This is a genomic window from bacterium, from assembly GCA_016873475.1.
Taxonomy (GTDB): domain Bacteria; phylum Krumholzibacteriota; class Krumholzibacteriia; order JACNKJ01; family JACNKJ01; genus VGXI01.
On sequence record VGXI01000022.1, the window covers coordinates 1 to 19,829 of the forward strand.

At 70.1% G+C, this 19,829-nt stretch carries 10 protein-coding genes; 3 read left to right on the forward strand and 7 right to left on the reverse strand.

Features of this window, described 5'->3' with window-relative positions; translation table 11 throughout:
- The 4 genes from FJ251_03485 to FJ251_03500 form a co-directional block, all read right to left on the reverse strand.
- A partial coding sequence (locus FJ251_03485; GenBank protein MBM4116792.1) for a phosphohydrolase occupies positions 1-516 on the reverse strand: 516 nt, incomplete at its 3' end.
- Positions 517-522: 6 nt separating this feature from the next.
- Entirely contained in the window at positions 523-1,308 is a 786-nt protein-coding gene (locus tag FJ251_03490; protein ID MBM4116793.1) for a succinate dehydrogenase/fumarate reductase iron-sulfur subunit, read from the reverse strand.
- Between the two features lie 14 nt (positions 1,309-1,322).
- On the reverse strand, positions 1,323-3,242 hold the full coding sequence (locus tag FJ251_03495; GenBank protein MBM4116794.1) for a fumarate reductase/succinate dehydrogenase flavoprotein subunit: 1,920 nt from the start codon (positions 3,240-3,242) through the stop codon (positions 1,323-1,325).
- Complete coding sequence (locus FJ251_03500) at positions 3,239-3,961, reverse strand: succinate dehydrogenase cytochrome b subunit (protein MBM4116795.1); 723 nt, start codon at positions 3,959-3,961, stop codon at positions 3,239-3,241. The genes FJ251_03495 and FJ251_03500 overlap by 4 nt, the downstream gene beginning before the upstream one ends.
- A gap of 190 nt (positions 3,962-4,151) precedes the next feature.
- On the opposite strand from FJ251_03500, the gene FJ251_03505 reads away from it, so the two are divergent.
- From FJ251_03505 to FJ251_03515, 3 genes are all read left to right on the forward strand, one after another.
- Positions 4,152-6,062: a hypothetical protein gene (locus tag FJ251_03505; protein MBM4116796.1), complete on the forward strand. Its 1,911-nt coding sequence runs from the start codon at positions 4,152-4,154 to the stop codon at positions 6,060-6,062.
- Positions 6,063-6,098: 36 nt separating this feature from the next.
- The gene (locus FJ251_03510; GenBank protein ID MBM4116797.1) at positions 6,099-7,124 is read left to right on the forward strand and encodes a hypothetical protein; all 1,026 of its coding nucleotides are present in this window, start codon (positions 6,099-6,101) and stop codon (positions 7,122-7,124) included.
- Positions 7,125-7,233: 109 nt separating this feature from the next.
- Positions 7,234-12,360, forward strand: a complete 5,127-nt coding sequence (locus tag FJ251_03515) for a hypothetical protein (protein ID MBM4116798.1) — start codon at positions 7,234-7,236, stop codon at positions 12,358-12,360.
- Positions 12,361-12,372: 12 nt separating this feature from the next.
- On the opposite strand, the gene FJ251_03520 is transcribed toward FJ251_03515, so the two are convergent.
- The 3 genes from FJ251_03520 to FJ251_03530 all read right to left on the reverse strand — a co-directional run bounded on the left by FJ251_03520 (position 12,373) and on the right by FJ251_03530 (position 19,572).
- Positions 12,373-14,064 carry a hypothetical protein gene (locus FJ251_03520; protein ID MBM4116799.1) on the reverse strand — a complete coding sequence of 564 codons (1,692 nt, stop codon included), beginning with the start codon at positions 14,062-14,064 and terminating at the stop codon, positions 12,373-12,375.
- Between the two features lie 29 nt (positions 14,065-14,093).
- Positions 14,094-14,669 carry a hypothetical protein gene (locus tag FJ251_03525; protein MBM4116800.1) on the reverse strand — a complete coding sequence of 192 codons (576 nt, stop codon included), beginning with the start codon at positions 14,667-14,669 and terminating at the stop codon, positions 14,094-14,096.
- 112 nt (positions 14,670-14,781) lie between these two features.
- Positions 14,782-19,572, reverse strand: coding sequence for a hypothetical protein (locus FJ251_03530; GenBank protein ID MBM4116801.1), 4,791 nt, complete (start codon positions 19,570-19,572; stop codon positions 14,782-14,784).
- Positions 19,573-19,829: the final 257 nt, after the last annotated feature.

A 19,829-nucleotide genomic window follows, 5' to 3' on the forward strand; every position in this document is an offset into this window, starting at 1 on the left:
TTTTTTCAGTTCGGCAAAGCAGGCGAGGAAGGCCGCCTCGGCGGCCGCGGGCGCGAGCGGCGCGATGCGCTCGGCGAGCGGCGCCGCGTCCAGCCGCCAGTCGGCGGGCGGCTCGCCCATCAGGTCGCGCGCTTCGGTGGCGAGAAGCACCTCGTCGGCCGCGCGCACCGCGGCGGGCAGCGGCCAAGGCAGCGCGAAGCGCTCGGCCGCCGCGCGCAGCAGGCGCTCCTCCATCGCGGCGATGGCCGGGAACTGCTCCTTCACCGGGCGGGGGATGTCGCCGAAGTAGGCCTCGGCCGCGTCGTGCAGGAGTCCCCAGAGACCCTGCTCGGGCGGGCAGATCCGCGAGACGCGCAGCGAGTGCTCGGCCACCGAGTAGAACTCGCGGCAGTGGCCGTTGAAACGGCAGAGCAAGCTGAGCGAGTGCGCGATATCCGCGATGGCGATGTCATCGGCGCGCGGCGCCAGCGGCCAGAACTGGCGCCCGCCGTGGGTCTGGATCCAGCCGTCCGCCACTGGCTGCTAGCCGGCGGCGTCCGCGACGACGGCCGGCTTGCCCTTGAACATCGCCTTGATGAACTCGCGCCGGATTATCCCTATGTGTGCGATTGAGATCTGCTTGGGGCAGACCGCCTCGCACTCGCCGTGGTTCGAGCAGGCGCCGAAGCCCTCGGCGTCCATCTGCTCGACCATGGCCAGGGCGCGCCGAGCGCGCTCGGCCTGGCCCTGCGGCAGGTAGGCGAACTGGGCGACCTTCGCGCTGACGAAGAGCGAGGCGCTGGCGTTCGGGCAGGCCGCGACGCAGGCGCCGCAGCCGATGCAGATGGCCGCGTCCATCGCCTTGTCGGCGGCGGTCTTCGGGATCAGGATCGCGTTGCCGTCCGGCGCCGAGCCGACGTTGCTGCTCGTGTAGCCGCCGGCGGCCATGATGCGGTCGAAGGCGCTGCGGTCGACGATGAGGTCGCGGATCACCGGGAAGCCGCGCGCGCGGAAGGGCTCGATCGTCACCGTTTCGCCGTCGGCGAAGTGGCGCATGCGCAGCTCGCAGGTGGTGGTGGCGCCTCTGGGCCCGTGCGCCACGCCCTGGACGTTCAGACCGCACATGCCGCAGATGCCCTCGCGGCAGTCGCTGTCGAACTCGAGCGGGCGACCGCCCTCGGCGATGATCTGCTCGTTGAGCAGGTCGAGCATCTCCAGGAGCGACATCTCGGGCAGCACGCCCCCGAGCGTGTAGTCCACCAGGCCCCCGCGGGCGCTCGGGCCTTCCTGCCGCCAGATTCTCAGGTGCAGCGTCTTCGCCTCGTTCATCGGTGCGCCTCCGTCTACTTGTAGCTCCGGGTCTTGACCTCGAGCTCCTCGTACACCAGGGGCTCCTTGATCATCGTGTGCGCCTTGCCCTCGCCCTGCCACTGCCAGGCGGCGACGAACATGAAGTTCTCGTCGTCGCGCCTGGCCTCGCCCTCGGGCGTGACGTGCTCGTCGCGCAGGTGGCCGCCGCAGCTCTCCTCGCGCATCAAGGCGTCGCGGGCCATCAGCTCGCCCAGCTCGAGGAAGTCGGCCAGGCGATTGGCCTGCTCGAGGTTCTTGTTCAGCTCGAGCGCGTCGCCCGGCACGCGCAGGTCGTTCCAGAAGGCCTGCTTCAGCTTGCCGATCTCGGCGATCGCCTGCTCGAGGCCGGCCGCGTTGCGGCTCATGCCGACCTCCTTCATCATCACCTTGCCGAGACTCGTGTGCAGTTCGCGCACGCTCTGCTTGCCCTTGATCGCGAGCAGCCTCTTGAAGCGCCCCTCGACCTCGGCCTCGACGGCGCCGAAGGCGTCGGCCTCGGTCTTCACCTCACCCGGCTTCACGCCGGCGAGGAAGTTGGCCACCGTGCGCGGCAGGATGAAGTAGCCGTCGGCCAGGCCCTGCATCAGCGCGCTGGCGCCCAGGCGATTCGCGCCGTGGTCGCTGAAGTTCGCCTCGCCGCCCACGAAGAGGCCGGGGATCGTGCTCTCGAGGTTGTAGTCCACCCAGAGCCCGCCCATCGTGTAGTGCGGCGCGGGGTAGATGCGCATCGGCACGTGGTAGGGGTCCTCGGCCGTGATCTCCTCGTACATCGCGAAGAGGTTGCCGTAGCGGTCGGTCACGACGCCCTTGCCCAGGCGCTGGATCGCCTCGGCGAAGTCGAGGTAGACGCCGTAGCCGCTGGGGCCAACGCCCTGGCCCGCATCGCAGACCGTCTTCGCCGCGCGGCTCGCGATGTCCCGCGGCACTAGGTTGCCGAAGGCGGGATAGCGGCGCTCGAGGAAGTAGTCGCGCTCGGCCTCAGGAATCTCATTCGGCCCTCGCGGATCTCCTGGTTTGAGCGGCACCCAGACCCGGCCGTCGTTGCGCAGGCTCTCGCTCATCAGGGTCAGCTTGCTCTGGTACTCGCCGGCCTGCGGGATCGCCGTCGGGTGGATCTGCGTGAAGCAGGGGTTCGCGAAGACCGCGCCCCGCTTGTGGCAGGCCCAGATCGCCGTGCCGTTGCAGTTCACGGCGTTGGTGCTCAGGTAGTAGACCGGCGAGTAGCCGCCCGTGGCGACGACCACCGCGTCCGCGGCGAAGCGCTTGAGCGCGCCGGTCACCAGGTCGCGGGCGATGATGCCGCGCGCCCGGCCGCCCGCGACAACAAGGTCGACCATCTCGTAGCGATGGATCAGCTTCACCGTGCCGGCCGCGACCTGGCGCATCAGCGCGCTGTAGACGCCGAGCAGGAGCTGCTGGCCGGTCACGCCGCGCGCGTAGAAGGTGCGGCTCACCTGCACGCCACCGAAGCTGCGGTTGGCGAGCGTGCCGCCGTATTCGCGCGCGAAGGGCACGCCGGCGGCCACGCACTGGTCGATGATCGCCGTCGACAGCTCGGCCAGGCGATACACGTTCGCCTCGCGCGAGCGGTAGTCGCCGCCCTTGATCGTGTCGTAGAAGAGGCGGTAGATGCTGTCGCCGTCGCCCTGGTAGTTCTTCGCGGCGTTGATGCCGCCCTGGGCGGCCACGCTGTGCGCGCGGCGCGGCGTGTCCTGGATGCAGAAGTTCAGCACGTTGTAGCCCAGCTCGCCCAGCGTCGCTGCGGCGCCGCCGCCGGCCAGGCCGGTGCCGACCACGATCACCGAGTACTTGCGCCGATTCGCGGGCGCGACGAGCGGGTTGTCTTGCTTGTGCCGCTCCCACTTCGCCGCCAGAGGGCCGGTCGGGATCTTTGCGTTCAGCCCCGTGCTCATCGCCCACCTCCCGCGTGCAGGCCGCCCGTGTCGCCACCGCCGAAGAACATGACGATCGGGATGACGAGGTAGCCGAAGGCCATCACCACCGCGAAGACCGTGGCCAGGGTGTCGAGCGCGGGCAGCGTGGACTTGCGCGTCCAGCCCAGGCTCTGGAAGGCGCTCCAGAAGCCGTGGCGCAGGTGCAGGCCGAGCAGCACCATCATCGCCACGTAGATGCCCACGATGAGCGGCTGCGCGAAGGCGGCGGCGACGACGCTGTAGAGGTCCTTGATCTCGCCGCCGTGCCCGTCGGGGATGTGCTGGGCGCCGCCGAACTTGAAGCTCTTCACGTGCCAAATGATGAAGACCGCGAGCAGCACGCCCGTGTAGATCATCGACTTCGAGGAAAGCGTCATGCGGCTGGTGAAGCCCGCGTCCTCGCGCTTTTGGTAGGGCACCGGGCGCGCCTTCGTCTTGTCGGCGACCGCAACCGTCACCGTGGCCGCGATGTGCACGAAGAGCACGATCAGCAGCCCCACCTCGAACACGTAGACGAACTTGCCGAAGGCCAGGCCCTCGAGGAAGTGCGCGTAGGCGTTGAAGGCCTGGGGCCCGATCAGGAGGGTCAGGTTCCCCAGCAGATGGAGGACGATATAGCCTATGAGCAGGAAGCCCGTGATCCCCGTCAGCAGCTTCTTGCCGACCGAGGACCAGAGCTGGTCGCGCAGTCCACTCATCGCATGCCTCGCAGGTTGGCGTTTGCCGCGGAACCCCGACAAACTAGCACGACTCGTCTTGTTTCGGTAGGCCCTGTTGCGCTCCCGCTCCCGCCGCTTCACAGGCGGTCGCAGAAGCGCAGCAGGGCCTCCCGCAGCAGGGCGGCCATTCTCGCTTGTCGGGAACAGGCGAAGGGCCTACAACCCAGGCATGGCTCGCCGTCTCGCCTGGTTGCTGCTCGCCCTCGCCACCGCGCTCATCCTGCCCCACCTGGACGCCGACCCCTCGCGCCTGGTGTGGCGCGACTTCATCACCGACGAGGGCTGGTGGACCGCCGAGGCCCGCGACCGCACGCTCTTCGGCCAGTGGGTGACGGATGCCTACAACCAGGGTCTCGCCGTGCCGGCCTCGAGCTGGGCCTGGCGGGCGGCCTTCGCCCTCGGCGGCGTCTCGCTCTGGACTGCCCGCGCGCCCGTGGCCATCGCCTCGCTGCTCACCCTGCTGCTCGTGGCGCTGATCGCCCGGCGCGAGCGCGCCCGCGACGAGCTGCTCGCCCCGCTGCTCCTCGCGAGCAGCCTGCCCTTCGTGTTCCACGCGCGGCTGGCGATGCCCGAGGCGCTGGCCACGCTCGGGATCACCGCCGCATGGTGGCTGCTCGGCGGCATCCAGCGCAGCGGCTTCTGGCGGCCCGCGCTGGCCGGCCTCTGCGCCGGGATCGGCCTCTCGGCCAAGCTGAGCGTCGCCGTCGTGCTGCCGCCCCTGGCCTGGATCGCCTTCCGCCAGGCCCAGCCGCTGATCGCCTTCCCGGCGGGCGGGGGGACGCTCCTCGCGCCCACGCCCTGGGCGCGCTGGCGCACGGCGTTGCACTTCGTCTTCGCCGCGTTTCTGGCCTGGGGACTCCTGCGCCTCAGCCTCGGGCTGCGCTACCCGGCCGAGCTGGCGGCGCTCGAGCGGCTCTACCGCGGCGAGAACCTGCCGGCGACGCCCGTGGACCTGCTCGCGAACCTGGCCTACTTCCCCTTCCCGGCGCCCTTCCTCTATCAGGTGGCGCCGCTGCTGGTGCTGGCCGGCGTGGGGGCATGGGTGCTTGGCCTGAACTGGCTGGGCCGCGGCCCGGCCAGCCAGGCCCTGCTGATCCTGAGCTTCGGCGGTCTGCTGCAGGCGCTGCTCGGCAACCCGGCCGACCGGCGCTTCCTCGTCTTCCTGCCCGCGCTGGCCCTGCTGGGCGCCCGCGGCTGGCGCGCCCTGGCGACGGGCGAGGCGCTCCCGCGGCGCTTCGTCGGCCGCATCGACCTCTCGGGCCTGCTCGCGGCGGCCTTCGTCATCGCCTTCGTGCTGCCCGGGCGGCTCGCCCTCTGGTTCGGGCGCCTGCGCAACCTCCAGGGCGCGCCCATCCCGGACGAGCGCCTGCGCGCCCTCGCCGCGCTGCTCTTCATCGTGACGCTCGGGCTCTCGCTGCTTTGGCTCGCGCGGCGGCCGCTCCGGGCGCCGATGGCGCTGGTCGTCGGGCTGCTCGTCGGCTGGTTGATCGTCTGCCTCGAGCACTTCGACTTCCTCGTCTGGGCGGGCCTGGCCCAGGCCTTCGGCCGCTACAGCGCCCGGCCGCTCTGGGACTCGATGGGGGGCGCCTGGGCCATCGCCTGGGGGCTGGCGTCGCTCGCGCTGCTCTGGCTGGCCCTCGCCCGGGTGGGCCTTCTGCCCGCGCTGCGCCTCGAGCGCTGGCGGGCGGGCCTGCCTTGGCTGGTCCCCGTGCTCGCGCTCGCGCTGCTCGCGGCCGGCGCCCTGCGGCCGAGCTTCACCCTTCGCGATGCCCCCGCCCGCCTGGCCGCGCCGCTCGCGGACGGCAGTCCCTGCCTGGGGCTGATCGGCCCCGAAGCCGCCACCCTGGGCCTGGGCACCCGGCTTCCCATCTGGGTGCCGAGGGACGGCTTCAACCGGGAGCTGGCCGACTCGCCACCGGCCGGCTTGCGAATCCTGACAATGATGGAGGACTCTGGGCTGAGCCTGCGGGAGTCCTGGCCACTCGGGGCCGATAAACTGACAATCGGAGGCTCACTTGCCGGGGATTCCCGCTTCATCTTTGCCGTTCAGGAAGCCACACCGGCAATTCCTGACAATTGACTTGACCGGGCGGGCAGGTGCGCTTACAAAGCGGCCATGCCACGCGCGCGCAGCGAGCGAATCCGCCAGTTCGTCCTCGAACAGGCGGAGCGGGATCCGGCAGGTCTTTGCCGACAGGTGCAGGAGCACTTCGGGATCACCCGGCAGAGCGCTCACGCCCATCTGCAGGCCCTGGAGGCCGAGGGTCTGCTAGAGGCAGCCGGCCGCACGCGGGCCCGGCGCTATGGCGCGCGGCCTAGCCAGCAACGCCGCTTCAACTTGCCGCTCGCGATGCAACCGGATCCTGAGCAGGTCTGGAGCGAGCTGCTGGCGCCGCGCCTGGGCCCCCTGCCCGAGCCCTGCCTCGCGACCCTGCGCTACACCGTGCTCGCCCTGATCGCCAATGCGGCGCAGCACTCGGGCGGCCAGGCCCTGCTCCTCTCCGTCGCCCGCCGGAGCGCGCAGCTCGAGCTGCTCCTGCGCGACGACGGCCGCGGCCTCTTCCGCAAGCTCGCCGAAGACCTGGGCATGGACGACCCCGATCAGGCGCCGCTGGAGCTGGCGAAGGGCGGCGCCGGCACGAGTCTCTTGCTTGCCGCGCGGGCGGCGGGGGCCTTCGCGCTCACCGCCAACGGCCTGCGCCTGGAGCGGCGGCCCGCCCGCGAGGGCTGGGCACTCAGCGAGGCGCCGGCGCGCCCGGGCACTTCGCTGGAGCTTGCGCTGCCCCTGCTCGCGGGCCGCGCGCTGGAAGCCGTGCGCGCCGAGCACCGCGCCCCCGGGGGCGGGGACTTCTCGCGCACTCGCGTCCCGGTGGAACTGCTCCCCGGCGCGACGGCCGGCATCGCCGGGCGCGCGCAGGCCGAGCGGCTGCTTGCGCACCTCGAGCGCTATCGCGAGATCTGGCTGGATTTCCGGGGCGTGCCCGCCCTCGATCCCGAAGCCGCCCGCAGCCTCTTCGTCGAGTGGCCGGCCGCGCACGCGGGATGCCGGGTGCGCTGGCTCAAGGCCTCAGCGGCGGTGAGCGCAGCCATCGCGGGCATCAGCGGAGGCGCCGCGCAGCCCCGCGTCGGCCAGGGAGCCTGAGGGTCCCCTCGCCCAGTAACTCGCGCGTAACGGCCTCCTGCCATGCTCTCTGCCAGCGACCCAGCACCCGCTGTCGTTGGCCAATGACCACTCATTTTGGGAGGCAGTGATGTCTAGAAGAGGAATGACCTGCCTGTCCTGCGCACTGGCGCTTGCCGGCTTGCTGCTGACTGCCGGCTCGCTGCCGGCCTTCGTCGTCTACCAAAGCGACTTCGATGGCCTGGCGCTCGGGCCGACGCTGCCCGAGCCCGGGGACCCGGGTCAGGACGGCTGGTTCGCGGTCGAGCATCCGGGAGCCGGCGTCGGCGAACTTCAAAGCGGCATCGGCAATGGCGGGGCCGCGCTGCGCCAGTACTCGCCGCACTCGAATCCAGCCGGGAGCCGCGTAGTCGACCAGCGGCGGCTCGTCCCGCCGGATCTCGCGGCGGAACCCCTGGTCACGCTCGAGTTGGACGCCTACTTCGCGAGCAGCGCGCTCGCGACGACCAACCCCTTCACCGCGTCGCTGAGCGTGCGCGGCGGCCCGCACCCCGGCTTCGTGATCCTCGAGGCGATCTTCGCCGGCGGCAACGGCCTGCCCAAGTCCGAGACCGGTGTCAACTTGGTGCTCTACAGCTTCAACGGCAGTGACAACAACGTGGACATCCCACTCGCCGTGGGTGGCCAGCTCGCCTGGAATGCTTGGCACCATCTCCGCCTGAGCATCGATCAGGGGGCTGATACCTACGTCTCGGTCACAGTGGACGGCGAAACCCAGGATCTCAGCGCCTGGGCCCTGCCGCGCAGCGACGACGGCGGCATCTGGCTGCGCGGCCAGCTGGCCGAGCTGATCGAGGCCGGCATCGCCTGCACGCCTTGGGACGAGATCAACGCTTCCGACGACACGGCGGTCTTCGATAACGTGTCGCTGCGGGCCACGCACGCCGGCGCGGCGCTCCTGCCCGCGGCCGACGCCCTCACCGAAAACGCCGCGCCGCTCTGGGGCGCGAGCGCGGACGATGGCACGGCCACTGTCGCCAACGATGGCGAGGAAGTCCTCGTCGGCGCCAGCTCCCTGCGCTTCGATACCGACGGCTGCTTCGATACTCAGCTGTGGACGCCCCTCGCGCGCAACGCCGATTGGGATCTCTCCGGCCTGGAGGAAATCGCGCTGGCGGTGCGGGCCGACAACCCCAACTCGGGCTTTCAGCACCTGTCCCCCTGGCTGCGCCTCCACACGGCGGACGCCGACTACATCGAGCTCCATGCGACGGACGAGATCCTGGGTGGCGCCCAGGCGAGCTGGCTGCCTCTGGCGATCCCGCTGGCCGGCAGCGCCGCCTGGACGCGCACGGAGAGCGGCAACCCCGATCTCACCCACATCGCCTGGCTCGAACTCCATGCCGACACCTGGGAGTGTGGCTTCACCCTCTGGCTTGACGAGCTCCGCTTCGTGGCGGGTGCGCCCGCCTTCTCCGGCTGGCAGATGCTCCAACGCGACATGTGGCACACGGGCCGGGCCGACTACGCCGTGCCGGCCGAGCGTTTGAACAGCTCCTTCTTCGACGTCTTCGCCTGGCAGACGCCGACGCCCGGCTCCCCGGGCGAGGGCGGCCTCAGCAGCGCGTCCATGGTCTTTGCCGACGCCGCGGGCCCGGGGGGCGCCGACCTGGTAGTGGGCGGCTACCACTGGCCGAAGGGTGTCCAGGGCATGGATCGGCGCACGGGGGCCACCTTCTGGGCGGGCAATCCGGATGGCGGCGAGAGCATCGGCGAGCGGAGCCCGGCCTTCTCGCCGGACGGCGCGACGGTCTACGTCACGAACGACGCCACCGACCACCCGCTGATGGGCTTCGCGGCCGCCACGGGCCCCGCGCTCTACCGGCACAACGGCGCCGATCCCTGGCCGGAACATCTGGGCATGGACTCGCCGACGCTGGCGCCGGATGGGCGAATCTTTCTCCACAGCTGGGTGGACCGGCCCTACGCGGGGATCGATGACGGCGTCGCCATCGCCGAAGCCTGGGCCGCCGCGACGCCGGCCGAGACCGGCCACGCCGATGCGGCGCTCTACCGCGACGGTGCCGTGCTCAAGGTCATCGTCGGCTGCCGCAGTGGCGAGGTTGTCTGCTTCAACGGCGACACGGGCGCCGAGCTGTGGCGGGTGAGCACTGCCCCGATCGATGCCACGGCGACCATCGACCCCGCGACGGGACACATCTACGTCGGCGGCGGCTTCGACAGCGTCTGGATCATCGGCCTGGACAAGGACGGTGCGCCTCTGTGGGGCGACGCCGGCCTGCTCTGCTACGACCACCTCACCGGCGCGGACGAGCGCGCCCAGTCGGCCGGTTGCCTCAGCCAGGATGCTGCCAGCTACTACTTCCAGACCATCGGCCTGGCGGGCAACGGGAAGCTCTACGCCATCGACACCGCCAGCGGCGCGCTCAAGTGGACCTACGCCACCGGCAGTGCCGGCGCGGAGCGCTTGTCGGCCTCGCCGATCGTGACGGCCAACGGCGTCGTCATCGTGGGCAACAACGAGGGCGATGCCTACTTCGCCCTGCTGGACGAGGGCGACCACGCCACGCTGCTCGACATCCTGGCCGTGGACCCGAGCGGCAATGCCTTCGCCAGCGCTACGATGGACGACGAAGGCCGGCTCTACTTGCCCTTGCGCACGGTCTGGTCGCGACCCAACGGCAGCGGCGGCCAGCCGAGCGGCGAGGTGGAGAACCTCTTCTGCGCCATGGATCTCAGCGCCGGCGCGCAGGCCGTGCTCCCGCCCCCCGCGGATCAGGCCGCCTTCGCGCTGAACCAGAGCGTGCAGGTCTGTTGGGAGCCGATCGCGGATCCGGCAGGCGTCTTCTCCCACTACGCGATCTACCGCGCGGAAGCGCCCTTCGGCTCGGTGGCCGGCCTGACGCCCATCGCCACCTTGCTCACGCTCTCACAGAGCGAATACCTCGACGACACGGCGCTCAACGGCGTCTCCTACTACTTCGCGGTGACTACGGTGAGCAACTCCGGCGGTGAGGAGACGGGCGTGGCCGCGGTCGGCCCCCGCACGCCGCGCAATGAGACCGACCTCCAGGTGGTCTGTCTTGCGCGCACGCCGCGCTTCCCGCGCTACGATGCGCTCTACACGGGCTATGAGATCACCGAGCCCAACGGTTTCGGTCCCTACGTCTTCTCCGCCGCCACCGGCCTGGGCAACGGGCAGACCGCCGAGACGCCGCGCTGGCCCGAGTGGGGCGACCCGCTCGAAATGACGGCGACCGTCCGCAACCGGGGCACCAACCCCGTGACCGGCACGCTCACCGCCATCTGGACCACCAACGGCGCCTACGCGCAGACCGACGTGCGCACGGTGGCGATGGCCCCCGGCGACACGATCCAGATCGTGCTCGGCCTCTTCGCCAACGATCAGAGCGACGAGGTCGCCATTCACCTGGACATCGCGGACGACCGGCCGGAGAACAACGACCTCACGGCCTGGCTGCGCAGTGTACCCCTTCTGACCTTCATCGACCGCACACGGATGGAGGAGTTCCGCGAGGAGACGGTTGCCTACCCGGAGGCCGCTACCGACGACTTCATCGACTGGCTGAACCGCCACGCCGCCCGCATGAACGCGATGTTCGCCGAGCAGAACTCGCCCAAGCGCGTCCACTACGACGTGCTGGCGGTGCTGGACGACGCGGCGCCCGATCCCGGGATCGATCGGCTCCCCTTCGGGATCTTCCCCTTCCGCTGCCGCGCCGGCGAGGGCAGTTTCCGGCTCTCGGGCTACTACGATGCGACCCAGGATATCGACTTCGGCCTCATCCACGAGCTGAGCCACCAGCTCGGCCTGATCGATCTCTATCAGCTCGACGTCCCGGGCGAGGCGAATCAGGTGAGCGGCACCGGCTACACGGCCGTGCCCTGCATGATGCACGGCTGCTCGCCCTTCTATTCGGATCACAGCGCACTGGCGATGGCGCACTGGCAGGACGCGGCCCACGGCTACTACGGCCAGTACCTCTACGCACTGCCCGCCTTCGTCCGCCTGCACCTGCGCGGCGTGGACGGCGCGCCCTTGGCCGGCGCCGAGGTGACCGTCTACCAGATGGTAGAGCGGCCCGGCCTGGGCAAGGTCATCACCAACCAGGTGAAGGCGCAGGGCACGACCGATGCGGGGGGCTACTGGACCTTGCCCAACGTGGACATCGACGAGGGTCTCGTGCCGCCCATCGGCACGGGCGACGCCCTCCATGACAATCCCTTTGGCTACGTGGCCGTGGTCGGCACGAACGGCGTGCTCCTGATCAAGGTGACCCACGCGGGCTACTCGGACTACTGCTGGCTCGACATCACGGAGGTGAACGTCGCCTACTGGCAGGGCCAGACCGAGACGGCCACCTTCGAGCGCCAGCTCTATCTCGGCGGCGAGATCGAGACGATCTGGCCCATGGACATGGCTGAGTTGAACGCCGGGTCCTGGGCCGCCTGGGCCGATGGCGCCACGGCATTCGCCTACGATGACACGGAGCTGAAGCAGGTGGGGGCGGCGTCGATCCGTATGGAGACCACCGGCGGCTTCGACACCTACCTGCGCTACCCCGGCGATCATCTGGCGCAGTGGGACCTGTCCAGCGCCGAGGAACTGCGCCTGCACCTCTACGCGCAGAACCCGCACGGCTTCCAGGGCGAGAACCCGCGGATCCGCCTGGTCGGTGCCGACGGATCCATCACCTACACGCCGGCGGCCGACCTGCTGAACGGAGCGATCGGGCAGTGGATCGAGTGCCACGTGCCGCTGGCGGGCAGCGCCGAGTGGCTGCGCACGGATGCGGGCTCGGTGTCTCTCGCCGACATCCACGCCGTCGAGTTGCACGCCGACACCTGGGACTTCGGCTTCACGCTCTGGGTGGACGGCGCCATCTTCTGGCCCCATCCGTTGACCAGCCTGCCCGGCGATGAGCCGGCCCTGCCGGCGCGGCTCACGCTGGCCGGGGCGGTGCCGAATCCCTTCAACCCGACGACGGCGCTGGCCTTCGCCCTGCCACAGGCGGGTCGGGTTCGGCTGCGGGTCTACGACGTGCGGGGCGAGCTCGTGGCGACGCTGCTCGACGCGAGCCTGCCGGCCGGCTGGCATAGTGCCAAATGGGACGGCCGAGACTGCCAGGGTCGCTCGGCCGCCAGCGGCATCTACTTCGCGCGCCTGGAGCAGGCCGAGGAGGTGGTGACCCGCAAGCTGTCGCTGGTCAAATAGGGTCGCGGCCCCTCAGCGAATCAACACGACGCGCCGGCTCTGCGTGAAGCCGGCCGTCTTCAGCACGGCGAGGTAGACCCCGCTGGCGAGCGGGCGGCCGGCCTCGTCCCGGCCATCCCAGACGAAGTCCTGCGGCCCGGCCGGCAGCACGGCGTCGGTGAGCGCGCGCAGGCGCCGGCCCTGCGGATCGCAGATCGTGAGACTGACCCGCCCCGGCGCGGTGAGCAGGAAGGTGACCCGCGCCTCGGGCGAGGCCGGATTCGGCCAGGGCGGCAGCAGCGTGGAGAGCGTGGGGGGCAGCTCGACCGCGAGACTGCGCAGCTCGCGCCAATCTTCGCCCGGATCGCGACCGAAGAGCCGGTAGATGAAGCGGCCACCGGCGAGCAGCGCCGGGCTCTCGTCGAGCGCGCGCCAGCGGCCGCCGCTGACCTCTTCACCCTCGAGGCTGCGCGTGAGGCCGCCGCCGGCCGGCGCCACCTCCACGCGGAAGGCGGGCTCCGCGCCGCTCTCGACCAGCCAGCGCAGGGCAACTTGCGCGGAGCCGGGCTCGGCGGCGAAGTCGGCCACCGCCACGGGCGTGACGAAGGTGCTGTTCGTCAGGCGGGCGAGCTGGTTCGTCCAGTAGCTCGAGACCGCGAGGTCGAGGTCGCCGTCGTTGTCGAAGTCTGCCGCGGCCGGGGCATAGGCGCCGCTGCCGCCCGCCTCGAAGAAGGGCGGCGCCCAGACGCCGTCATTGGGCCGGAGCAACACGCCGACGCTCCCCGCGCCCGAGCAGGTGACGAGCAGGTCCTGGTCGCGGTCGGCGTCGAGGTCGGCGAGCAGGAGCTGATCCATGTCGCGGTCCGCGTTCCAGACGAGCGGCGTGCCGAAGAGCCCGCCGCCCAGGCCGGGCAGCGCCCAGATCTGGCGCTGGGCATCCTTGTGGATGAGCAGGAGGTCGGGCCGGCCGTTGCCGTCCAGGTCGCTGGCCGCGATGTCGTAGGGCTTGTCGGCCGTCGCGTGGGCCACGGCCGGGCCGAAGTGGCCGCTGCCGTCGCCGAAGTGCAGGGCGAGCTGGTCCATGGCATAGACCGCGAGCGCGAGATCGAGATCGCCGTCGCCCTCGAAGTCGCCGACGGCCAGGCCGCGCTGGCCGGAGAGCGTCGGCACTTGCTCCACGCTGAAGGCGCCGCCGCCCTGGTTGATGTAGACGCTCACCTGCCCCGGCGCGCCGCCCAGGTTCGAGCAGGCGAGGTCGGCCAGGCCGTCGCCGTTGAAGTCCGCCGCGACGAGCTTCCAGGGGTTGTCGCCCGTGGGGTAGTCGGCGCCGGGCGCGAAGAGGCCGGCGCCCTGGCCGAGGAAGAGGCGGAGGCGGTCGTCCCAGCCCACGACAGCGAGGTCGAGGAGGCCGTCGCCGCTGAGATCGGCGCAGGTGAGGCTCGTAGGCCCGATGCCGGTCGCGTAGCTCGCGGGCGCGCCGAGGACGCCGAGGCCGTTGTTCAGGAGCACGGTGAGGCTGTCCGCCTGGTAGCTGACGAGCGCGAGATCGGGCCCGTTCGCGCCATCGAAGTCCGCGGCGACCATGGCGAGCACCTGCTCGCCGGGCACGCTGAGGTACTCGGGCGGGAAGAAGAGCGCGGCCGCGGCGGGCGCGGTCCCCCCACAAAGGAGAAGGGCGAGGGCGGCCGGCGAGAGGACCGGCACCCGCGGGCGCTGCCGATCCATGACGGACCTCCGCGCTCGGAGTGGGTCCGCTAGGCGCCTTTGAGCGTGAAGGGCTGGTCGAAGAGCAGCTCGCGGTTGAAGTAGACGCGATAGCGGTACTCGCCCGGCTCGCGCTGCTTGTCCAGGCTGGTGTCCAGGGTGCCCGAGAGCATGAAGCTCGGGGTCTCGCTCTCCTGCACCTCCTCGCGCAGCCAGAAGCGGTCCTCGAACTTCTTCCACTGGATCACCGCGCGGTAGCCCTGCTCCGCGGGCTCGACCTTCACCTCGGCGTAGCGGCGGAAGATCTCCTTCTCGCCCGGCTTGATCCAGACGAGATGGAACATGTTCACCTCGCCAGGCTCGACGCCGGACACTTCCAGCACAGCGCCGACCTGGCTCTCCTCCCGCATTTCAAATTCAGTGCCGGCGCCGATGGGGCGGCCCGTCTTGCGGCCGATGCTGCGGCACAGGGTGAGCTGGGCGTTGAACCTGCCGTCCAGCGCCTGGGGGTTCTCGGTCAGGAGCGCTTGTGCGGCCTTGAATTCCTTCACGCGCTGCTGTTCGCAGCCGGTGCCGCCGAGGGTGAGCATGACGAGGAGCGCGAGGGCGATGAGGCCGCGAGACATGGGGAGTCCTCCCGCAGGGTCCGGTCGAGAAGCATCCGGGTGGCAAAGAAGAAGCCGGACGGCGGGGCCGTCCGGCTGAGGATGCTAGCACGCCGGCAGAGCGCAGGGAAGTCTACTTGAGAAGCAGCATCTTGTTGCTGCTGCGCTCGGCGCCCGCCTCGAGCACGTAGAAGTAGACGCCCGCGCTGGCCGCCTTGCCGTGCTCGTCCGTGCCATCCCAGCTCACGCGATGGTAGCCCGCGCCGAGGCTCTCGCCCCTCAGCAGCGTGCGCACGAGGCGTCCCGTCGCGTCGTACACCTTCAGGTCGGCGGTGGCCGCCGCCGGCAGGCCGAAGCGGATCTCCGTCTTCGGGTTGAAGGGGTTCGGCACGTTCTGCAGCAGGGTCAGGCGGCCGGGCACCGCGCTCTCGTCCACCGCGGTCGGGTCCGGCATCAAGTAGCCACTGAGGCTGAACTCGTCGACGCCCGCCTCCACGACGGAGCCGCCGCCGAAGTCCGAAGCGATGAAGCGCAGGCGCACGGTGCTCGTGAGGTCCACGTGGTCGGCGATATTGAAGCTGCGCTGCACCCAGGCATGCGTGCTGACGTTCGTGTACTCGAGCTGCACCCAGTTGACGCCGTCGTCCGTTATCTCGACCAGCCAGTGATCCTCGTCCGGGTTGCTCCCGGTGTCGTTCGTGTACCAGCACCAGTAGCTCACCGTCGCGCTCAGCATGTCGCTGAGATCGAACCAGGGCGTGAGCAGCGTGGTCTGGCCGCCGTCGACGTCGTCCGCGCCCTGGCTGCCCGTCTCCGCGTTGCCGGTGATGTAGCACTGGGTGCCTGGATCGCTGACGTCGTACTCCGGCTGCACCGGCGTGCCGCCCGCGGAGACGCCGATCGGGTCGACCCGCGTCCAGATGCCCGTCGCCGCGTTGTCGCCGCCCTGGCCGACGGTCCAGCCCTCGTTCGTCTCCATCGTGTGGTGGGCGACGACCGTGCTCTCCACGATGTAGAAGTTGTAGTAGGTGCCGGGAGTGGCCGGATTGCGGCTGAGGTTGTTGACGACGTCCCGCGCCTCGAGCCAGTAGCTGATCTGCGTGCTCAGCGGCAGGCCCGGGATCTCCGCGCGGTAGAGGCGGGTGCCGGCGTCGATCAGCGTCAGCGGCACCTCGAAGAGGCCGCCGCCGTTGATCTTGTAGTAGAAGTGCATCTCGGCGATCGCCGAGAAGTCCCAGATGTTCGCGTCGACGACGTAGGGCCCGACGGTGTCCTCGGTGTGCTCGTGGACGGTGACGTTCTCGATGTAGGGCCCGCGAATGTCGGTGAGCTGGAAGTCGAGGTTCGTCACCTGATCGTCGACGATGTTCACGTTGCCGACGGTGACCGTCTGGAAGCTCTCGTGCTCGACGCGCGCAGTGTAGACGCCCTCCGGCACGCTGCCGGCGTAGTGGCCGTCTGCGGCCGAGATCAGCGTCTGGCTCGTCTCGAGCAGCCGCACGCCGACCGCGCCTACCGGGCTGCCGCCGTTGCTGCTGTTCGTGAGGTTGCCCTGCAGGGTGCCGAGCGCGAGGCTGCCGATCGGCTGGAAGAGGATGGCCCGGCCGCTGGCCAGCGCCGCCGCGGTCGGCGCGTAGTTGGCGGCGTAGGTGTAGAGCAGGCCGTCCGTGCCGTCGAGGTTCGTGATCCCCACGGTCGCATAGCCGTCGCGGGCGTCGGTGTTGTTCACCGTCATGTACTGCATGAGGATGGCGCCGTCGCCCGTCGCCGTCGGGTGTGCGGCCGGGTCGTAGAGGATGATCTCGAACTTCTGCAGTGAGTTCGAGTAGTCGTTGTAGAGGTTGTTGTACTCGATGACGAAGCGCCCGTTGTCCGCGTCGTACCAGGTGAGGACGTAGTTCGTCGTCGTCTCGTAGAGGTTGTCGAAGAAGCCCGCGATCATGGCGTCCGGGTTGCCCGCCGCCGGGATCGTCCAGTTGCGGTAGGTCACCATGTCCGTGTTGCCCATGGCGATCCAGCCGTTGGAGCAGATCGAGACCTGCGTGAATTCCTGGCCATAGTACCGGAAGGTGAAGGGCAGGGTGACGAGGTTGGTGTCGTCCTCCTCCCAGCCTTCGTCGGTGAGGTTGACGCTGGTGCCGACGGCCGAGATCTCCACCCAGGCGTAGGCGGGCGCCCAGGGATAGCCGGTGTCCGTGTTGTCGAAGGCGTAGTAACCGTAGACATCGGGACCGAGGGGATCGTCGCTGGTGCCGGTGCCGACAGGCAGGTTGAACTCGACGGTGTCCTGGCGCCCGCCGTCGAAGGTCAGGCGCAGCGTGAAGGTCGCCAGGTGGCCCTGGAAGCAATTGGGCGAGACGCTGAGCGCGAAGGGGTTGCCCGTGTTCGTCGCCGTGGCGCCGATGCCCACCGTGCCGTAGCTGCCGCTGGCGTCCGTGATCGTGATCCAGGGACTCGCGCAGTCGAGGGTCGCGGTCACCGAACCGGCGGCAACGCCGCCCCCGTTCTGCAGCGTCACGCTGAAGCTGCCCGTCTCGCCCGGGCTCAGGGTGCCGCCGCCGCCGCTCCAGGTGTAGCTCTGGTAGTTGAAGGCCGCGCTGGTCACCGAGAGGCGCAGGAGGCTGGTCCAGCTGCTCGCCCCGCTGGTCGCGGTCAGGTCGAAGTCGATCGTCTCGCCGTCGGGCGCGCCGGCGGCGATCGTCACGTCGAAGTCCTCGGCGCTCCAGACCGTCGCGTTGCCGGCGATGTTGCCGTAGGTCTCCGTGCCGTCGAGCACGGTCGCGTAGGCGCTGGTCGTGCTGATCGTCGCCGTGACGCTGCTCGCGGCCGTGCTGCCCAGGTTGCGCAGGGCCACCGGCAGCTCGATCGACTCGTTCGGATTGACGATGTGGTCGCCGTTGCCGCTGCTGCTGCCGCTCGCGTCGTCGTCGATGGTGACGGCATTGAAGGCCAGATACGTGCCGACCGTGCCCAGGGTCAGGGTGCCCCGGTAGGGCACGTAATTGTGCTTCGTCGCGGTGACGTTGACGGTGCCGGTGGTGACGCCCGCGATGAAGAGGTTGGCGTCGCCGGTGCCGTCCGTGTAGCCCACCGAGCGCAGCTCGCCGGACTTGTAGAGCGCCACCAGGGCGCCCGCCACCGGGCTGCCGCCGCTGGTCACGTGCACCGCGATCGAGTTCGCGCCCGTCGGCACGGTCGCCGGATGGGTCGCCGCCAGGGTGCCGGGATAGGCCGTCCACATGTCGGTGGCCGGGTCGCCCATCAGGCTGTTCCAGGTCGACCAGATGTAGATCGGGTTGTTCTCGTAGTTGATGAAGCTGTTGTACAGCTCGACCTTGCCCCGCGTGTGGCCGCTGCCGAGGCGGTGGTCGGAGCCGTTGATCATGCCCTCCCAGGTGCCCAGGTAGTAGCAGTTGTTGTAGCGGGTGTGGGTGCCGAGCGTGGCCGTGCCCACGGCGCCGATGCCGCCGCCGTTGGAGTCCTTGAGGAAGGCCTCGGAGCGGCAGGTGCCGTCCGACTCGAAGGAGCCCGTGTCGCAGGTGGGAATCACCGCAAAGGGCAGCTTCCCGCTGTTCGCCGTGCCGAGGATGGCGCTCTCGGTGAGGCCGCTCATGTTCCAGTAGCCGCGGTACCCGAACACCGTGGCGCCGGCGTTGATGGCGGCGGTCATCAGCGAGGCGAAGTTGCCGCCGTAGATCTCGTTGACGCTGGTGTAGCCGTTCGCCCACAGCTGGTCGGCCAGCCACTGGCTCGCCCAGACGCAGGTGATGCCCGAGGAGCTGGCGTCGCCCACGCAGACGCCGCGGGTGAACCAGCCGGCGTCCGCCGTCGGCGGCGCCTGTTCGTAGCCGAGGATCTTCGTCACGATCTGCGTCAGGTTGGCCGGGCTGTCGCAGGAAAGGCGCCCGATGTGCACGTCCGGCAGCCAGTCGCCGCCATCGAGCAGCGAGTAATCGTGGTCGCCCTCGCCGTCGTAGCCGGAGTAGGGCTCATGGTTGGTCGCAACGCCGTAGATGCCGGTGGCATCGCCCACGATCGTCACGAATTCGAGCGGCGGGTCGTCGTTGTTGTAGTGGGTCTGGATGCTCGCCTTGATGACCGCGTTGCTGCTCGCGCCGTTCGTCTCGACGACGACACGGTAGCCCTGCTGCCGGCGCCAGGCGAGCAGCGGCTCGATCGCGGTCAGCATGCTGGCGTCATTGCGGATGATCACGAGATAGGTGCCGGGGCCGACCTGGGCGTCGCCCGCGCGGTAGCCGAGCAGCGTGTCGCGGAAGAGCGCATCGAAGGAGGCCGCAATCGCAGTGCGCGGTCGGGGTATGGCCCGCTCGTCGCTGCCGCTGAAGTCGAGCTCGACCTGGACGCGGCTGGTCACGCTGAGCGTTCCGGTCGCCGGGCTCCAGTGCACCGGGTTCAGCGAGACGGCCACTACGCGCTGGCCGTGCAGGATCGCCGGCTCGCTCACCTCGACCAAGGGCCGCCGGGCGACCTCGGCGCCGGCGTACCAGGCGCGATCGACGACGGGCGACGTGGCGTCGGCCGGCTGCATCGGCAGCGGGCGGTAGCCCGCGAAGGCCGCCTCCTCGCTCGCGATCACCCGCGCGCTGACGCCCAAGCCGGCGGGGACGGCAACCAGGCGGCTGAAGGTGGGAAGGGCGGCCTGTCCCTCCTCGCCAGCGAGGCCGCCACCGGGGATCGCCAGCGCCTGGTAGGCCTGGCCATCGATGGTGACGTCGGCGAACTCGAGGGCCGGCAGCGCGAATTCCAGCTCGAGGCGCTCGGTTGCCTGATCGAGGATGCGAAGCGTGGGGACCTGCTCGTCCGCGCCCGGCAGCAACTGAAGCTGCTGCGGCGGCGTGAGGGCCAGGGATTCGGTGCTGAGGAGCAGGGCAGCGAGCGCGAACAAGGCGAGTTGCCTGCGCATGTGAGCCTCCGGTATGGGCAAGGCCAGGGGTGGCAAGCTTCCGGTCGCCCCGCCACAGGGAAGCGGATGCGGCGAGCCGGAATGTCCGCTCAATTATACACGAACGAGACGACGGCTGTCGACATCTGGCAGCGCGTGAAAGAAACACGAAATGGTTCATCGCAAGGAACCGAGGAATTCCTGGCCAGCCGGGGGCGCGCCGGGCCGGCCTCGGGAAGCGCAAGGTTGGCCTGACCCCTCGGCCAAAAGCTAGAATT